General features: G+C 41.5%; 18 protein-coding genes. 10 read left to right on the forward strand and 8 right to left on the reverse strand.

Going from position 1 to position 17280, the window contains the following annotated elements:
* The coding region (locus tag QZY09_RS22865) for a hypothetical protein (protein WP_295676547.1) at positions 1–570 on the forward strand (570 nt) is incomplete at its 5' end.
* Positions 571–631: 61 nt separating this feature from the next.
* Here the strand turns inward: QZY09_RS22865 and QZY09_RS22870 are convergent.
* Positions 632–973 carry a phosphoribosylpyrophosphate synthetase gene (locus tag QZY09_RS22870; RefSeq protein ID WP_295676549.1) on the reverse strand — a complete coding sequence of 114 codons (342 nt, stop codon included), beginning with the start codon at positions 971–973 and terminating at the stop codon, positions 632–634.
* 90 nt (positions 974–1063) lie between these two features.
* Positions 1064–2485, reverse strand: a complete 1422-nt coding sequence (locus tag QZY09_RS22875) for an AAA family ATPase (protein ID WP_295676551.1) — start codon at positions 2483–2485, stop codon at positions 1064–1066.
* Positions 2486–2685: 200 nt separating this feature from the next.
* Between QZY09_RS22875 and QZY09_RS22880 the strand changes: the two genes are divergently transcribed.
* The 3 genes from QZY09_RS22880 to rsmD all read left to right on the forward strand — a co-directional run bounded on the left by QZY09_RS22880 (position 2686) and on the right by rsmD (position 5331).
* Positions 2686–3918 carry an acyltransferase family protein gene (locus QZY09_RS22880; protein WP_295676553.1) on the forward strand — a complete coding sequence of 411 codons (1233 nt, stop codon included), beginning with the start codon at positions 2686–2688 and terminating at the stop codon, positions 3916–3918.
* Positions 3919–4006: 88 nt separating this feature from the next.
* Complete coding sequence (locus tag QZY09_RS22885) at positions 4007–4819, forward strand: DUF3822 family protein (protein WP_295676555.1); 813 nt, start codon at positions 4007–4009, stop codon at positions 4817–4819.
* Entirely contained in the window at positions 4795–5331 is a 537-nt protein-coding gene (gene rsmD, locus QZY09_RS22890; protein ID WP_295676558.1) for a 16S rRNA (guanine(966)-N(2))-methyltransferase RsmD, read from the forward strand. The genes QZY09_RS22885 and rsmD overlap by 25 nt, the downstream gene beginning before the upstream one ends.
* A gap of 299 nt (positions 5332–5630) precedes the next feature.
* Here rsmD and QZY09_RS22895 read toward each other — a convergent pair whose 3' ends face one another.
* Positions 5631–6383, reverse strand: a complete 753-nt coding sequence (locus QZY09_RS22895; RefSeq protein WP_295676560.1) for a DeoR/GlpR family DNA-binding transcription regulator — start codon at positions 6381–6383, stop codon at positions 5631–5633.
* Between the two features lie 58 nt (positions 6384–6441).
* Between QZY09_RS22895 and nudK the strand changes: the two genes are divergently transcribed.
* Both nudK and QZY09_RS22905 read left to right on the forward strand, forming a co-directional pair.
* Positions 6442–7020 carry a GDP-mannose pyrophosphatase NudK gene (gene nudK, locus QZY09_RS22900; protein WP_295676562.1) on the forward strand — a complete coding sequence of 193 codons (579 nt, stop codon included), beginning with the start codon at positions 6442–6444 and terminating at the stop codon, positions 7018–7020.
* 144 nt (positions 7021–7164) lie between these two features.
* On the forward strand, positions 7165–8826 hold the full coding sequence (locus tag QZY09_RS22905; protein WP_295676564.1) for a hypothetical protein: 1662 nt from the start codon (positions 7165–7167) through the stop codon (positions 8824–8826).
* A 43-nt stretch (positions 8827–8869) separates the two neighbouring features.
* Here QZY09_RS22905 and QZY09_RS22910 read toward each other — a convergent pair whose 3' ends face one another.
* From QZY09_RS22910 to QZY09_RS22925, 4 genes are read right to left on the reverse strand one after another with little or no spacing between them, the layout of a single operon-like run.
* The gene (locus QZY09_RS22910) at positions 8870–9463 is read right to left on the reverse strand and encodes an HAD family hydrolase (protein ID WP_295676566.1); all 594 of its coding nucleotides are present in this window, start codon (positions 9461–9463) and stop codon (positions 8870–8872) included.
* Positions 9460–10191 carry an SDR family oxidoreductase gene (locus QZY09_RS22915; RefSeq protein ID WP_295676569.1) on the reverse strand — a complete coding sequence of 244 codons (732 nt, stop codon included), beginning with the start codon at positions 10189–10191 and terminating at the stop codon, positions 9460–9462. The genes QZY09_RS22910 and QZY09_RS22915 overlap by 4 nt, the downstream gene beginning before the upstream one ends.
* An 8-nt stretch (positions 10192–10199) precedes the next feature.
* The gene (locus tag QZY09_RS22920) at positions 10200–11537 is read right to left on the reverse strand and encodes an FAD-binding oxidoreductase (RefSeq protein ID WP_295676570.1); all 1338 of its coding nucleotides are present in this window, start codon (positions 11535–11537) and stop codon (positions 10200–10202) included.
* A complete protein-coding gene (locus QZY09_RS22925; RefSeq protein WP_295676572.1) occupies positions 11534–12430 on the reverse strand; it encodes a decaprenyl-phosphate phosphoribosyltransferase in 897 nt (298 codons plus the stop codon). Before QZY09_RS22925 ends, QZY09_RS22920 begins: the two co-directional genes overlap by 4 nt.
* 321 nt (positions 12431–12751) lie before the next feature.
* On the opposite strand from QZY09_RS22925, the gene coaD reads away from it, so the two are divergent.
* Positions 12752–13213: a pantetheine-phosphate adenylyltransferase gene (coaD, locus tag QZY09_RS22930; protein WP_295676574.1), complete on the forward strand. Its 462-nt coding sequence runs from the start codon at positions 12752–12754 to the stop codon at positions 13211–13213.
* Between the two features lie 182 nt (positions 13214–13395).
* On the opposite strand, the gene QZY09_RS22935 is transcribed toward coaD, so the two are convergent.
* Complete coding sequence (locus tag QZY09_RS22935) at positions 13396–14043, reverse strand: NUDIX domain-containing protein (protein ID WP_295676577.1); 648 nt, start codon at positions 14041–14043, stop codon at positions 13396–13398.
* Here QZY09_RS22935 and pyrE point away from each other — a divergent pair.
* The 3 genes from pyrE to QZY09_RS22950 all read left to right on the forward strand — a co-directional run bounded on the left by pyrE (position 14042) and on the right by QZY09_RS22950 (position 17125).
* Complete coding sequence (gene pyrE, locus QZY09_RS22940; protein ID WP_295676581.1) at positions 14042–14683, forward strand: orotate phosphoribosyltransferase; 642 nt, start codon at positions 14042–14044, stop codon at positions 14681–14683. The two genes, QZY09_RS22935 and pyrE, sit on opposite strands and share 2 nt — an antisense overlap.
* Before the next feature lie 80 nt (positions 14684–14763).
* The gene (locus QZY09_RS22945) at positions 14764–15159 is read left to right on the forward strand and encodes an SRPBCC family protein (RefSeq protein WP_295676584.1); all 396 of its coding nucleotides are present in this window, start codon (positions 14764–14766) and stop codon (positions 15157–15159) included.
* A gap of 337 nt (positions 15160–15496) precedes the next feature.
* The gene (locus QZY09_RS22950; protein WP_295676586.1) at positions 15497–17125 is read left to right on the forward strand and encodes an ABC-F family ATP-binding cassette domain-containing protein; all 1629 of its coding nucleotides are present in this window, start codon (positions 15497–15499) and stop codon (positions 17123–17125) included.
* Positions 17126–17280: the final 155 nt, after the last annotated feature.

Raw genomic sequence — 17280 nt, forward strand, 5'->3', positions numbered from 1 at the left:
ATCACCCAAACTCAGTTTATTCATCAAATATCAGGCACAATCGGCAAAACCAAAGTGCTTACATTGAGCCGGATATTAAAAGAACAGCAATTTGCGCTGCGCGACCTCGTCGACATTACTTTTCATCCCGGTAAAAACATAGCCTTCAGGGCAGCCTGGATTTTGGAAAATCTTTTCCTGGAAGACCCGGCGCGATATGAACCTGATCTTGAATACCTGCTATCTCGCATCAAGGAAGTAAAACACCAAAGCTGCAAACGCCATTACGCCAAGATCATTGTGCACATTACCAATCCAAAAGCCTTACCTTTTATCAAAAATAAAATTCAGCAAACAGACCTTGAACCAACTGTTGAGCAATGCTTCGACTGGATGATTGATCCGAAAGTAAAGATCGCTGTAAAAGTTTTCGCCGGCGAGGCGCTATTTAATTTGCGCTTCCGTTACCCATGGATAAAAGAAGAGTTGGCGGAGCAAATACAATTTTTAATGCGTAACGGTACTCCGGCTATCCAGTCAAGGGGGCGGAAGTTGCTTGCTGCATTAGAAAGGAGCAATAGCAGCAATTAGTGGCTTTTGAGTAAAGTGGCGCCTAAAAACTGCAACTGCTACTATAAAACTGCAACGCTTATTACACCGGCCTGTCCTCGCCATGCAAATGATGGCTTACCTGGTGGTGATGCAGTTTAGCTTCAATGGCCGAGGTGCTGGTATTGGCATACGTACCAAACGCATTCACCAATATGCCCTTCAAATTATATTTACGTGAGGTAACGGCGTATATGATCGACATGTCATCCGGGTTGCTTGCCCCCTCGAAACGATAAAACTCGTCAATTTCAAAATCGTCTGAGGTCATTTGGATCTTTTTATCCTTATCGTCAACTGTATCACCTTCAAGACTAAGATTTTCAGTATACCCCCGTTTCATCAGGTCGTTAGTGGCTTCCACTAAATTATTATATGTTTTCATGACGGATCTCCTGTTAAGTATCTATTTAAAATACAACCACAAAACAGGGCGGTTTGTTTCGAACCGTTTAATTCAGAATAGCCGATTCCATCAATCTTTCTCCGCGCCGGTAAAAAAAACCTGGTTAAAATTCACCAAAAACAACTCTTTGGTTGCGCGGGTACAGGCCGTATAAAACCAGCGCAAAAAGTCGGTGTTCACCATTTCTTCGGTCAGATAGCCTTGATCAACAAAAACGGCATCCCATTGGCCGCCCTGGGCCTTGTGACAGGTAATAGCGTATGCAAATTTTATCTGGAGGGCATTATAGTATGGGTTTTGCTTCAGCTCGTTCCATTTTGCGCGTTTGTTTTGGATATGGTCGTAATCCTTCATTACCTCCAGGTAAAACCTTTTCTGGTCATCCTGGGGCAATGCGGGCGCTTCGGTGTACAAGGTATCCAGCATGATCTTGCAATCAAACACAGGATCTTCGGCATAGTCAATAAACTCCATCTGCACATCAGCAAATCGAAAACCGTACATATCTTCCGTGCGGCGTACTTTTTTAATTCGGGCGATATCGCCATTGGCGATAAAACCTGTGCTTCCCTCCTCCTGGTCCTGCATCCAGAAATAGTTGTTTTTAACCACCATCACCTGGTCGCCGCCGGTTAATTCTTCTTCGCGGTACAAGATCCTCCCACGGATCTGCCGGTTATAAGCGTTCGCATTCTTGTTAGAACGGCAAATGACCAGCGAATTATCGTGTCCGTATTTGCTATAGGCATAATTAAGACCTTCCTCAAGCACGTCGCCGCCCATCCTGAAAATATCTTTATAGCCTTTAGTAACAATTTTGGGCATATTTTCCTTTTTCCTGCGGATCATATCCCTAACCTTTGTGGCATTGAACAAGATCCCCGAATCTTTTTGCTGGCGCAAAACATCTGTCAATTCAAAGCTATAAATGTCCAATCCAAATTTATCTTTCATTAACAAAGCATCCAGTGCCGGGCTATCAATTGAACCCACCGGCGGCAGCTGCGCCGTATCACCCACCAGCATTAGTTTGCAGTTTTTGGTGTTATAAACAAAGTTAATGAGATCATAAAGCAAAGAAGCGCGGTGGCCCATACCAATCTCATCGCTGATCATGGATGCCTCATCAACAATAAAAAGCGTGTTATCCGCCAGGTTATCGCCCAATAAAAACCCTTCATCCACATTGGCCGCCGATTTTTTGCGATAGATTTTTTTATGAATAGTAAAAGCCTTGCGGCCCGAATAGGCAGTGATCACCTTGGCGGCGCGGCCGGTTGGCGCCAGCAGCACATATTTGAAATTGTAATTCCGCAGCACTTTTACCAGGGCGCCCAAAACGGTTGTTTTACCGGTTCCGGCATATCCTTTCAGTATAAAGCATTCGTCGCCATTATTGCTTATCAAAAAAGTATGCAGCTTGCCAAACAGCTCCAACTGCTGCGGCGTTGCCTCATGCGGAAATGCTTTTTGAAAATGTTCTGTCGACACGGGTGTAAAGGTAGTTGATTGGTTGATTAAGTTGATTAGGTGAGTGGTTTTGTTGGCAAAAATAGGTCAAATCGGCCGTAATATCACTTAACATATTAAACCCGCGTAATATCCGCTCCTGCTTTGTTGAATTTTAGCATCCACGGATAACCCAAATCAAAAAATTTCCGTAAAAGGCACTGATACCCCTTTGTAATCAAATGAAAATAACCTATCTCGAATTCCTGAGAGGCATGTCATGCCTGTTTATTGTTGGCTGGCACATGGCTTTCCTGGCGCCTACCGGGCATCCTACTCACCTTACCGCTTATTGGGGTACTGACGCTTTAATCATGTTTTTCATGCTCTCAGGACTGGTGATCAATCTGTCAGAAAGCAGGAAACCGAAAACAAGGGAAGAATTCATCAAAAACAGGTTTATCCGTATCTACCCGCAGTTTGTTATGGGCATGTTGCTCGGCTTATTTGCACTTTATATTACCGGTAGTGTTTTCCCCTCTTTTAAAGTTATCCTGGGCAACTTTTTGATCGTAAGCACCATGAAGGATTATATGGGATACATTGTTCCGAGTATCGAGAGCAACCTGCCTGTATGGTCGCTTGCTTTTGAAGTGGCTTTTTATGTTTTGTTTTCATTTACCATCGGCCGCAACCAGAAAAAGGCTTTGTTTTATTGGTTTATTATCGCCCTTATTGCTATCCCTGCTTTCTTTTTAAAGACCGACAGGGACGCATTTACCCATATTATTGCTGTATTTGCATTTTCATCGGTATGGTTGGTGGGCTACTACATTTATGAATACCGTAACCTTTTTTATGTTGAAAAATATACCGTCCTTTTCGGTTTGGGTATACTTCCGCTCATTTCGAGAATGCAATTTTCAGCGAACTTTTATGACCCGTTAAAGTATTTTATCTTCTCGATTTTTGCCATCCCTTTTTTCAGGTTTTGTTTACAGTTGCCCCCGGCAGGAAAAAAGATTAAAATGATCTACCTTATCATTCCGCATACCCTTTTTGTTATTGCCGCCCTAACTATCAGGTACATGCCGCTAACAAACACCATTGTTTACAGTACCTTTCCTTATGTTTATGTGGCTGTTGGTTTCATAATCGAAAAACTCAAACTAAAGGGTTTCGTGTTAAAATTCATTGATCAAGCAGGTTCAATGACAGGAAAATACTCCTACCCCTTATACATCAGTCATTATACTGTATTGTTTATTTTCTCGAAATACATTCACAATGTGCTGCTTTACGCCGTTGTTAGTTTACCCATAATAGCCATCATTGCTTATGGACTTGAAAATTGGTTTCAGCCACTTGTAATGCGTTATTTTAAGAAGGGCAAACAAACTATCACACCCGTTAAGGCAAATCATATACACATACCATCGATGCAGCAACCTTCATTGCAGCCCGAAAGTGCTTAAATATTTTTACCCTAGCAACAACACATTTTAATATTCAATCATATTACAGATAGCAAATAACAAAATTTAGTTACTTTTGCGTATCTGCATGGACGAAAACAACAACAATTACACAGATAATAGCTTTAACCTGTACCAGGCTTACAGCTATACTTTACTTTTGCTGGTTGAACCAACCTCTTTCAGCTACGCGGTTGTTTATCAAAACAGGTTGCTGGTGTCAGCACAAAACTGCGACCTTGATGAACTAGCCCACCCCAAGCAATTAAGTGAGTTGTTATCGGCCACCTATAAAAAGGTAATCATCGGCTTACCGGCGACGAGCTTAACCTTAGTCCCCAAAAAACTATTCAGCGATTCGCTTGTGCCTGACTACGCCCGTTTCCTTGACGTAAAAGAAAACGAAAAGGTATTCGCCCAGCTTCTTGATGCGGAAAACAATATCATCTATAAAACTCCCGGATATATTGCTGCCGCAGTTGAAAAATTCGGCTTTCAAAATACTGTTTATACTGCACAGGGCTGGATTCAGGCAATCATAAAAAGCAATCCACCAAGTGATAATCTATATATCGAAGTGGGTAAAAGCCAGGTCCAAATACTAAACTTTTCAGGACGGAGCCTCAGGTTTTATAATATATTTGAATTCAGCCACGAAGATGACCTGGTTTATTTCGCCACGGTGGTTGCCGAAGAGCTTCGTTTAAAGCCACAATCGGCCACGCTGGTTTTAAGCGGTGATATCAGTCTGGATGATAAGACTATGAAACGGCTCGCCGAATTCTTCCCGAAGATTGAAATAAACGGGCAAAAAGTTTTAGAATTGCCCGGGCAAATTCCCTCACATAAACTACTGGCACTTGCCGCTTTATCGTTATGCGGATCATCGGAGGCTTATTAAAAGGGTTAAGGCTTAATCCTCCAAAAAACCTGCCTGTACGCCCTACGACCGACCTGGCAAAGGAGGCCCTGTTTAATATTTTACAAAACCAGATTGAATTTGAAGGAATAAGGGTGCTCGACCTGTTTAGCGGCACCGGCAATATTTCGATGGAATTTGCTTCCCGCGGTGCAGCACAGGTAACCTCAGTTGACCGGAGTATCCAATGCGTGCACTACCTGAAAGATACCGCCCGCCAGCATGGTTTAGCTAACATTAAGGCTTATAAAGATGATGTTTTTAAATACCTACAGCTGGAAACCGAACAATTTGACCTGATATTTGCCGATCCTCCCTACGATTTGAACCGGATCCCCGAAATACCAAAGGTAATTTTTGAAAAGAATATGCTACTGCCCGATGGTTTGTTAATTGTCGAGCACCAGTCCATGCAAAATTTGAGCAACCATCCCGCTTTTGTTGAACAGCGCCGCTACGGGCATTCGTCATTTTCGTTTTTTAGGATGGTTTAGCGGCCTCATCCAACCCTCTCCAAAGGAGAGGGCTAAAAAAAGCGAAGTTGAAGGAGGCTGTATCATAAGTAGAACAAAGACGGATTATACAAAATTATATTTTGCGCTATAAAAACTCTGTGCCTCTCTGCGCCTTCTTTGAGCACTCTGTGGTAAAATTTAACCACGGAGATCACGGAGACGAGAACGCAAAGGCAAATATTATTTGGTAACCTTTTGATACAATCGACTTTTGAGACAGCCTCTTTAGGTGAGGCGTACGAGGGCTTGAAGAAAATTAAAGCAAACGTCGCCAAAATTCACTTTTTTGCATTCAGGATAATTATTCCCTGTTCCTCTATCCCCAAAAGTTTATCTATAGCAGCGTCAGTAATTATCGCATTTATAAGGCTCAAATCCGCAAATCTTAAATACGATTCCCTGCCAATTTTACTGGCATCGCAAAGCAAATACGTATAGGCACTGTTAGCAGCAAAAGAGGTTGTAATACTTGCCTCATTCTCGCTGCCGGCAAATAGCCCGTTTTTAGATATGCCATCAATCCCCAAAAATGCTTTTGAGGCCCGGTATTTTGAGATATGTTCGATGGCCATGCTACCATGTACTGCCTGCCTTTCTTTATCAAATTCTCCGCCGATAATATTAAGCGAGACCGAGCAATTTTGCAATTCGTAGATCACCGGCAGCGAATTAGTGATCACTTTGATTTTTTTATTTTTGATGAACTGGCATAACCTGAAAACGGTGCTGCCACAATCCATAAAAATGACATCGCCATCGTTTATCTGACCGGCTGCAATCCGGCATATTTCATCTTTTGCGGTGGCGTTTTGCGCGCCCTTATTCAAAAAATCATGCGGTTTTTCAAAGGGATTAACCTTTGTTGCGCCGCCATGGGTACGGTAAAGCAAGCCATCGGCTGCCAGTTGGTTTAAATCGCGGCGTGCGGTGATCTCCGAAATCTGCAGGTCATCCGCCAGTTGTTTAACGTCAACCTCCCCATCTTTATCCAGTTGAGCCAGTATTTTTTGCTTTCTTTTTGGAAAGTTCATTTTATTCCTCTTAATTTGTTCAAAAATAATCATTATTAATCAAATTTGATCAATATAAATGAAGAAAATTGAAATACGCCATACCGAGATTCTTTCGGATAACTGGTACACTTTAAAAAAAATAACGTTTGAGGCTACTTTAAAGGATGGTAGCACCCAAATGCAAAACCGTGAAGCTTACGACCGGGGCAACGGCGCCACTATCCTGCTATACAGCAAAGCGCGTCAAACAGTTATCCTGACACGGCAATTCAGGCTGCCAACCTACATCAATGGCAATGAAAATGGCATGCTGATAGAGTGCTGCGCAGGGTTGCTGGATAAAGATAATCCGGAAGACTGCATCAGGCGCGAAACCGAAGAAGAAACCGGGTATCAAATAACTGCCGTAAAAAAGGTATTTGAAGCTTACATGTCGCCCGGATCAGTTACCGAGATCCTGTATTTTTTTATAGCGGAGTATGATAAAGGCATGAAAGTAAGTGATGGCGGCGGCGCGGACGATGAAGATGAGCATATTGAGGTGCTTGAATTGCCCTTCGCTAAAGCCTATGGTATGATTGACACCGGGGAGATCAGGGATGGAAAAACAATCATACTGTTACAATATATGAAAATAAATAAGTTAATACTTTAAAATTCCGTTTTTGGTAACCTATTACTTTAATTTTTTCGGGAAATAATAACAAAATTACATGGGCGGTCAGTAGGATATATATTAATTTATATATTTTTGTATAGTTAAACAACTGCTATTGATCACTTCTATTACCCCTGACGCATGAAGCCGACAGATAAAAATAAGTACCTGTTTGCCTTCGTCCTGATGCTGATTGCTGCTTTTATCCAATGTTATAAAACCATACACGATCTGCATTGGGCTAATGAACCGGATTTCGACCGCGATATTGCTTACATCCGGAGTACCCTTGACGGACATTATGGCCAGGACCCCAATATGACGGGGCAATACATGTGGTACAACCCCATGCTTTTTCTGCTCGAGACCCTGGTGGTAAAACTTACCGGCCTCCCTATAAATATTGTGGTAGCCCGAGCCGGCGCTTTTATAAATATAATTAGCCCTATTGCATTTTTCTTTATGGTGGTGAAACTTTTCGACTATAAAGTTGCCTTGCCTGCACTGCTCTGCTTTTTCTTTTTAGTGAATGGGAATTTACCCTGCTGGGGAGGCGCAACCTATTCACCATGGCTTCTTTCTGATACGTTTTCACAATTTACCTTTTACATAACGATCTTCTTTTGCTACAAGGCATTTGCCGAACAAAAGCTTTTTTGGTTTATCATCTTTGGCGCTTCGTTGGGCATAACGTTTTTGGGGCATTCGGCGCCTGTTTTTATTATTATCCTGATCATGATCTGTATCCAGGGCAGAAAGGTCATCGAGGCGTTCTGGACTAAAGATTATTCCGCTATCGGAAAGTATTTCCTGCAGGGAATATATGCCGTGGTGCCATTTATCATTTTTGCGTTCCCGTTCCTTTATTACGTATTCGGCAAATACCATTTGCACTTTATTAACCACGAAACTTTGGAATGCGCCCCGGGTATATTTGCCCGCAGGTATACATTAGATTTGCTGAAACAAAACGTGACATTTTCCCTCATTATTTCAGTAATTGGGATGATCTGGTTTTATAAGAAATTTGACCAGCCGATACTTCAAAAGATTGTATGGCACTGGTTTTTTATTTGTTTAGGGATGTATATTTACGAATCAGCAGTGCCTACACTTGATCACATGCTGCATATTACATTGCCTGATACCATCCCTGCGTTCCACTATTTCTTTTACCTGAAGGCGCTGCAATCCATCTTTTTTGGGTTTGGGTTTATCTTCCTGTTAACATGGTTAGTGGGGCGTTTAAAAGGATTGAAAGAAGGGAATCCAAAGCTAAAGTTGCCGGACACCCTTGTCATTATTTGTGTGCTGCTTTATGCGTTGATATATTATCCGATTTATTCCAGCCGATATGATTTTACTGAGCTGAGAGCCCAGGCGATTGAAAAAGGAAAACAATCAGACAAAATAGCCGTGTACAATTTTATATCCAAAAACATCCCGCTGGATCACGTTTTACTTTGCGAACATGGCCTGTCGCTTTTTCCGGTTATGCCTACGGCGATAAAAATGGTCTCCATTGAAACCTTTTTTTCCAACCCTTATGTAAGTTATGAAGAACGGGAAAATGACAGAAATGAGATGTTATCCTACCTAACGAACGGCGGAATTACAGATTACAAGTTATTTTCCGATTACAATGTGAGCGATATATTATTGTCAAACGACGACTTTAAAAAATACAAGTATCCCTCATTTGCATTAAGTACTGTTATTTTTAAAAATAATTCTTATACAATATTGTCATTTAAACTAAAGCCAGGTGCAAAAGCGGCAATAGACAAATTGATAAGAATATAAAGGCCGAAAAGTATTAGAGACGTAATATTTTGCGTCTCTAAAATTATTGTCTAAATGGCTTGTAGAATGATTTGGTTGCCAGCGCTAACATAGGTTTATCGCCTGTAGTATCCCCGTAGGCCACTATTTCATCGAAATCAGCCAGATCGTATACCAACTTTATCCTGGCAACTTTTTCTCCTCCATTACAATTGTTACCCATTAATTTTCCGGTGACCTTGTCGTCGGCAATTTCGAGCTGGCTACCAATTAATTGAACCCCAATTTCATCAGCCCAGGCTTTTATCCAGTTCTCTGCAGAGGCAGACACGATCACAACCTCGAAGCCCGTATACTTTAATTTCTGGATCTCAGCAGCTGCTCCCGGGCGGATAACTGACGGCAAGGTACCGGTTGCAAAATCATCGCAGATTTTCTGGAATTTGGAAAACTCCATCCCTTTAAAAAAATATTCAAGAAATTTTTCTTTAGCATATTGGTTCGTAATTAGTTTAATTTTAAATCCGATTAAATAAGGCAGATTAAGCAAAAGCCCCATATAAAATTTTGTTTTGCCTTTATGATACTTTATTACTTCAAAAAGGGTATCCGTGGTAGTTATAGTACCATCAAAATCAAAAAACGCAATCTTCCTCACAGTTTCATCTTTTTAAATTGAAATTCAGGGATATTTTTGATAATGAGCATGATATACCGCCAGAACCACTTGATATAAATTACATTTTTTCTTTTCTCAAAACTCTTAAAAACTGCCCCGGCCACCTGGTTTGGTGTTGAGGTAAGCAGTGCCGGCAGCTTCATATTTTCGGTCATCCGCGTATAAACGAAGCCGGGTTTAACGGTCATCACATGTACATTATCATCATAACATTTATTCCGCAAGCCGGATAAGTAAGCATTAAAAGCCGCTTTCGAACTTCCATAGATCAATTTACTCGCCCTGCCCCTGTCGCCGGCTACGGAACTGATACCGATAATGGTTCCGTTTTTACGTTTTGTATAAAACTTAGCGGCGATATTCAACACAGACACCGCCCCGGTATAATTGGTGTCGATCATCCGCTGGGTAAGGTTCCAGTTCTCAAATGCCTCGTCTTCCTCATCCATAATACCGAATATAGAAATAGTAATATCAGGTTTTGGGCTTAAAGTGTCAAAGAACAGCGAATGCGTATGGTATTGCAACGCGTCAAAAGCGTGCATGGTACAATCTACACCGTACCTGATCTTTATATCAGACTGTACAGCTTCTAATTGAGCGGGTTTCCGGGCGGCCAGTTGTATATTGTATTTTTCGGCAGCAAATTTTTTTGCTATCGCGATGCCGATGTCAGAAGTAGCGCCCAGTATCAAAACAGTTTCCATGTATATTTTTAGTTACCGGCAGTTAATAGTAAACGATCAGACTGCACAGACCTGATCTTTCCGTCAGGGTTATATTTTTTGATGATTTGTTTAAATTTCTCCAATTCCGGGTATCCGGCAACCAGCATTCCGGGTTTCATCCGGGCATCTTTTGACATGTACAGCCGACCATGGTATTTTAAAACCAATTCGTCCAGCTCGTCCAGAAAGCTTAGTAAACCTTTTCTTACCGGAAAATCCAGCGCCAGCGTATAACCTTCCTTCGGAAATGAGATCATGCTTTCCTGCTTCCCAAAAACTTTTAATACCGCCAGGAACGAGCCAAGGCCCTCATCCGAAATCCGGTGCAATATCTCTATCAAACCATCTTTAGCGCTTAAGGGCAAAACAAACTGGTATTGTACAAATCCGCTTTTTCCGTACATCCGGTTCCAATGCAAAACAGCATCCAACGGGTAAAAGAAAGGCTCATACGATACGATGTTATTGATCTCCTTTTTAAAATTCTTGGTGTAATATAATAAATTAAAAGCCTTAACCGTAAACGAATTTAAAACCCACGAGGGCAAATTAAACGGAAAAACGATCTGCTTATTCTTTGGAAGTTTCAAGGGATCTTTCCGGTCATTTTCAGAGATCTCCGCCAATGCAGCATGTTCGCCCAGCATTAAAATACTGCGGCCAAAATGCTTGCCTTTTTTCAGGCAATCTATCCAGGCTACAGAATAAGTATAATCTTTATATTCATCAAAAAGCGCTATCAGCTCCTGCAGGTTTGCCGCCTTTATTTGTTTTTGGCGGATCAAAGAAGTCTCAATCTTTTTCAGCCTGAATTTTACGCGGGTTATCAGCCCGGTAAGGCCCATCCCACCAAATGTAGCTTCAAAAAGATCGGGATAATTTTCAGGAGAACAAGTCACCATTTCGCCTGATGCAAGCAGCAGATCAAAATCGATTATATGATTGGATATTGAACCGTCTACGTGATGATTTTTACCATGCACATCACTTCCCAGCGCCCCTCCTATGGTTATAAATTTAGTGCCGGGGGTTACCGGTAAAAACCATCCGGCTGGCACAATAACGGTGAGCACCTGATCGAGGGTTATACCGCTTTGGCATTCAAAAATTCCTTTCTCAGTATCAAAGGAAAGGATCTTGTCATATTTGAGTGTTGATATCGTTCTTTCGCCCAAAGAGGCATCGCCATAACAGCGACCGTTGCCTCTTGGAATAAACGGCTGTGCTTCTTTGATCAAAACGTCCAGTTGTTCATCAAAAACAAAACTCTCTTCGTTACTTTCAATAACCGGGTAATTACCCCAATTTCCTATATTCTTTTTCATTTATTAAAAATTGGGGTTTGAGGCAGATATAAAATGGTAAAAAAACAGGCAATCCATAAAACGATAGTTACTTGTATAAAACGGTCTTTATAAAGAATATCTGTTGGCGATCCGGAATCTTTCTTTACAAAAACAACCTGCAGGTATCGCATTATCCCGGCTATTACAAATATACTGGTATAATATAACCGGTAAGTGCCCAGGCGCAAAATAGAATCAGGGGCAACTGTATAGTTAATATAGGCCACAATAATTATAGCGCTGAAAAGCCCGAGCATGGTATCCAAAAAACTAAGGTTATAACCGCTCAACGATTTTCGCATCGACGCCCCCGAACTATCCTGGAGCAAAAGATCATCGCGGCGTTTGCCGATAGCCATAAACAATGCCAGCAGGAACGTCATGATGATCAACCATGATGATATTTCAAGGTTAGCAATGATGGCGCCGCCTTTCACCCTCAGCACAAATCCCAGGGCAATGATGATCATATCCAGTATGGCTATATTTTTTAGCCCGAAGCAGTAAGCAAGGTTCATTATATAGTATGCACCTAAAATAACCAGGAACCAGCCGTCCGGATTTGCCAGCCATGCTAAAAAGCCACCCAGTAACACCAATAAAATACTGATGGTTATTGCGATCCCGGCAGGCACTTTTCCAGAAGCCAGCGGCCGTTTTGATTTTACAGGATGTTTCCTGTCATTTTCAATATCGCGGTAATCGTTGATGATATATATACTGCTTGCCATACAGCAAAATGCTGCAAAGCCTGCCAGCAAAATTTCAATTTTATGGAACACAAAAAAGTGCCCTGCAAAAAATGAAGGTATAAACAGGAACATGTTTTTGGCCCAGTCTTTGGGGCGTAGTAGCTTTATATAGTATTTCATCTGTTAATCTAAGGCTAATACGATACCTATAACATAAGGTTGCAATTCGGCATGTTTTGGCCTGTTATTTTATTGTTAACAGCTATTTTATGGCGGTATTCGCCTCACCCCGGCCCTCTCCAAAGGAAAGGGAGTTAATAAATAACCGATTTGCATCGACGGCCTCTCCTTTGGAGGTGATTTAGGTGAGGCAAACACAAAATGCAAGCGTTATGGTTCAGGCCGCACATTGTTAACAGCTATTTTATCGCGTTGAACATTATTTAAGGGATATTTAAATAATGATTTATAAATTTGCGATGACACATTTATACCCAGCTAATGAAGATAGCGCTTTTTCCAGGTTCTTTCGATCCGGTTACCAAGGCCCACGTTGATATTGTAAAACGATCGGCTAGCCTTTTCGATAAGATTTATATCGGTATTGGTGTTAACAGTACAAAAAAAGGGTTGCTCAGTGTTGAAAAAAGGGAGCAAATGTTACGGGCAGTTTTTCAAAACGACCCCAGGATCCATGTCGTAGCCTATGAAGGTTTAACCGTCGCATTTTGCAAAAGCATTGGCGCAGCTTATATGATCCGCGGCATCCGTACCGTATCCGATTTTGAATATGAAAAGGCCATCGCACAAATGAACCACTCGCTCGAACCTGAAATTGAAAGTATTTTTATTGTGAGTAAGCCGGGCTATTCGTCTATCAGTTCAAGCATCGTTCGCGAAATTATGCGTTATAATGGCGATGTAAGCCAGTTTATTCCGAAAGAAGCACTGGAATATCTTTAGGGGATAGAGTCAAGAGCCAAGAACCAGGAGTCAGGATAAAAGGCTTGAACTGTCCTTTAGTCGTAATTAATATCAAATAATGAATGTTGAATAATGAAGTGACTTCGGCGTTTGACATTCGAAATTCATGATTCAATATTACTTTTTTATCTTGACTCCTGGCGCTTGACTCCTGGCTCTTTTTATACTGGTTCCCGGCTCCTGACTCCTGAATCTTCCTTTACAATCCCATCCTCCACCAAAACATCCATAATGGACGGAAAAGTGTTGGCAATAATAGGTTCAACATGCTCTTTTTTAAACCAGCGCACGTCGGTTATACCTTCTTCTATTTGTGGCTTCAGCAAAAACTTTCCGGCGCAATGCATATCAAACCAGTGTGTTTTTTTTAACACCAATACGCCCCTGTTTAAATAAACATGGTAAGTTTTGCATATTTTTTTTCCAAGTTCGCTAACTTTTATCCCGCATTCTTCCTCAACTTCACGTACAGCAGCTTCTTTAACCTTTTCGTCTTTTTCAATTTTTCCTTTCGGGAGATCCCATTTCCCGTTACGGTAGATAAACAGGTATTCGCCTGCCTCATTCTTAACCAGGCCGCCTGCGGCTTCAATCAGCATCACACTTTTCTTCACCTGCTTTAAAAATGCTTTGGCATCCTTGCAAACCACGCAGAATAAATTATTTTTCCGTGCCGAAATCCAGGTATAAATTATTTTCAAATCAAATGCCTCACCGTCAAGCAATTCATATCCATTCTTTTTTTTAGGTTTAGTTTCTGTTACCAGGATCACCTTTTCGTTAATATAAATTCTGTATTTTTGGGCCATGTTTGATAAATCCGAGATTGAAAACCAGGTTGCTGAATTTCTGCTGCAAATTAAAGCAATTAAATTACAACCCAATAATCCTTTTACATGGGCTTCGGGTTGGAAGTCGCCTATTTATTGTGATAACCGCATAACCCTGTCACATCCTACTATACGCACTTACATCAGGCAGCAATTAACCCGCCAGATCCAGGAAGTTTTTGGTGCCGTTGGCTGTATTGCCGGTGTGGCAACTGCCGGTATCCCACAAGGGGCATTAGTGGCCCAGGAATTGGGGCTGCCGTTTATTTATGTGCGCTCAAAACCCAAAGATCATGGCACAGGCAGCCTGATTGAAGGCGAAATATTAACAGGCAAACGGGTTGTTGTAATTGAGGATCTGATATCAACCGGTAAAAGCAGTTTGCAGGCAGTTGAAGCTTTACGCAGCGCAGGTTATGATGTTGCGGGCCTTGCGGCTATTTTTACCTACGGCTTTGATATTGCTGCAGATAATTTTAAACAGGCAAATTGTCCTTTTTTCACCTTATCAAACTACAATGCATTAATTAAATATGCCGCCGAAAATCAATACATATCTGAAAACGATATTCAAATATTAAAAAACTGGCGCGAGAATCCCTCTGAGTGGGGAAAGTAGGTAGTTTGCAGTGGCAGTTAGCAGTAGCCGCCTGAATTAAACCACAAAATATTTAATTATCAATTTACTATCGCAAATAAATGAAAGTTTTTGAAAGCCGGATAAGTATAAACCGGCCCGTACACGAAGTTTATAGTTTTTTAGCTGATTTGAATAATCATCAGCAACTAATGCCCGAAAACATTATGGATTGGGTTTCAACAGCGGATACGGCGAGTTTTAATGTGCAAAACATGGCTAAACTCAGCCTTAAAGTGGGAAGCCGGGTACCTGATAAAGAGATAAAAATTATCCCTGCTGAAAAACCACCATTTGATTTAGAATTAAAATGGGAGCTATTTTCAGTCGATAACAAAACAGATGTTGTATTTTCGATTTCAGCCGACCTGAACATGATGCTCAAAATAGTCGCTTCGGGTCCATTACAAAAACTGACAGATCATCAAACCCAGACTTTAGGTTCAATATTAAGTTAAACGTACTCTTCTCTTAAGCAATTATTCGGAATTAATATTCCTTCCTTCTCTCTAATTGTCTCACTAAAACTAATACGTTCACCATAATTAGCAATGCAATTAATAGTGCCATAATTGTTTATTAATAATTGGTTAAATCCCTATTCCCTTGTATAACGTAAAATTGCCTATCAAGTTACTATTGTGTTAAGTTAATTTATTAACATATTAACAGTTAAGGCGGCTACATGTGGATAATGTTACTCCGAAATGATGCCAAATAACGGTTAATTGAAAGTTAAATCGCTAACTGATGAGTATTTAACGTATTTTTGCCGAAAAAAGTACAGCACGCAGCATGATCACGGTATCCAATTTATCTTTACGTTATGGTAAACGTACGCTCTTCGAAGATGTAAACCTTAAATTTACCAATGGCAATTGTTATGGCATCATCGGTGCCAACGGTGCCGGTAAATCCACGTTCATGAAGATCCTTTCGGGCGAAATCGACCCTTCAAGCGGATCTTATAGTTTTACTCCCGGCGAACGTATGGCGGTATTGAGCCAGGACCACTATGCATTTGACAACTTTACAGTAATTGAAACGGTAATGATGGGGCATAAGGAAATGTATGCCATCATGAAAGAAAAAGATGCCATTTACCTGAAGGAAGATTTTAGCGATGCTGATGGCGAACGTGCCGGGGAACTGGAACACCAGTTTGCCGAAATGGATGGCTGGAATGCGGAAAGCAATGCCGCTACCCTTTTGAGCAATTTGGGCATTAAAGAAGAATTTCATTACCAGTTGGTAAAAGACCTTGATAACACACAAAAGGTGCGCGTGTTATTAGCGCAGGCCCTTTTTGGCAAACCTGATATTTTGTTACTGGATGAGCCTACCAATGACCTTGACATCCATACCGTTGGCTGGCTGGAAGATTTTCTGGCATCTTATGAAGCTATTGTGCTGGTAGTTTCGCACGACAGGCACTTCCTGGATACGGTTTGTACCCATGTGGTAGATATTGATTTTGCAAAAATGACCATCTACACCGGTAACTATACCTTCTGGTACGAATCGAGCCAACTGGCATTAAAACAACGTTCAGATCAGAATAAAAAGACCGAAGACAGGGTGAAAGAACTGCAGGAGTTTATCCGCCGTTTCAGCGCTAATGCTTCCAAATCAAAACAAGCTACCAGTCGTAAAAAGGCATTGGATAAGATCAATATCGACGAGATCCAACCCTCTAACCGTAAATACCCGGGCATTATCTTCAACAACCAGGGGCGCGAAGCAGGTGACCAGGTGCTGCAGGTAGAGAACCTGAAAAAGACTTTGAACGGCGAACTTTTATTTGACAATGTGCGCCTGATGGTAAACAAAGGCGATAAAATTGCTATCCTGTCGCAAAACAGTTTGGCAACTACCGCTTTTTACAATATTTTAACAGGCAGGGATAAGGATTATAAAGGCGAATTTAAATGGGGTGTAACTATTAATTACGCCGATATACCTATTGATAATGCCGAATATTTTAAAGGCAAAGATGATAACCTGATCGACTGGCTGCGCGAATATTCAACCGGCGACAAAGACGACCAGTTTATCCGGGGCTTTTTAGGCCGGATGCTGTTTAGCGGTGAAGAAGTTTTAAAGAAAAGCAATGTGCTGTCAGGCGGTGAAAAAATGCGCTGCATGTTTAGCCGCATGATGCTGCAATCGGCCAATTTGCTGATGTTTGACGAACCTACCAACCACCTGGACCTGGAATCCATCACCGCCCTGAATAATGGCATGAAGGACTTCCGCGGCACCATCCTGTTCACCTCTCGTGACCATGAACTGGTAGAAACTGTAGCCAACCGTATTATTGAACTGACCCCCGGCGGTACGATAGATAAGCTGATGACCTACGATGAGTACATCAACAGCGAAATAGTACAGAAACAACGGGAAGAAATGTACGCTATGGCGTAGGTGAAAGGCGAAAGGTGAAAGGTGAAAGGTGAAAGGCGAAAGGTGAAAGGCGAAAGGTGAAAGGTGAAAGGCGAAAGGCGAAAGGTGAAAGGTGAAAGGCGAAAGGCGAAAGGTGAAAGGCGAAAGGTGAAAGGTGAAAGGCGAAAGGTGAAAGG

Origin of the sequence: uncultured Mucilaginibacter sp., assembly GCF_903913935.1 — a bacterium.
Classification (GTDB): Bacteria; Bacteroidota; Bacteroidia; order Sphingobacteriales; family Sphingobacteriaceae; genus Mucilaginibacter.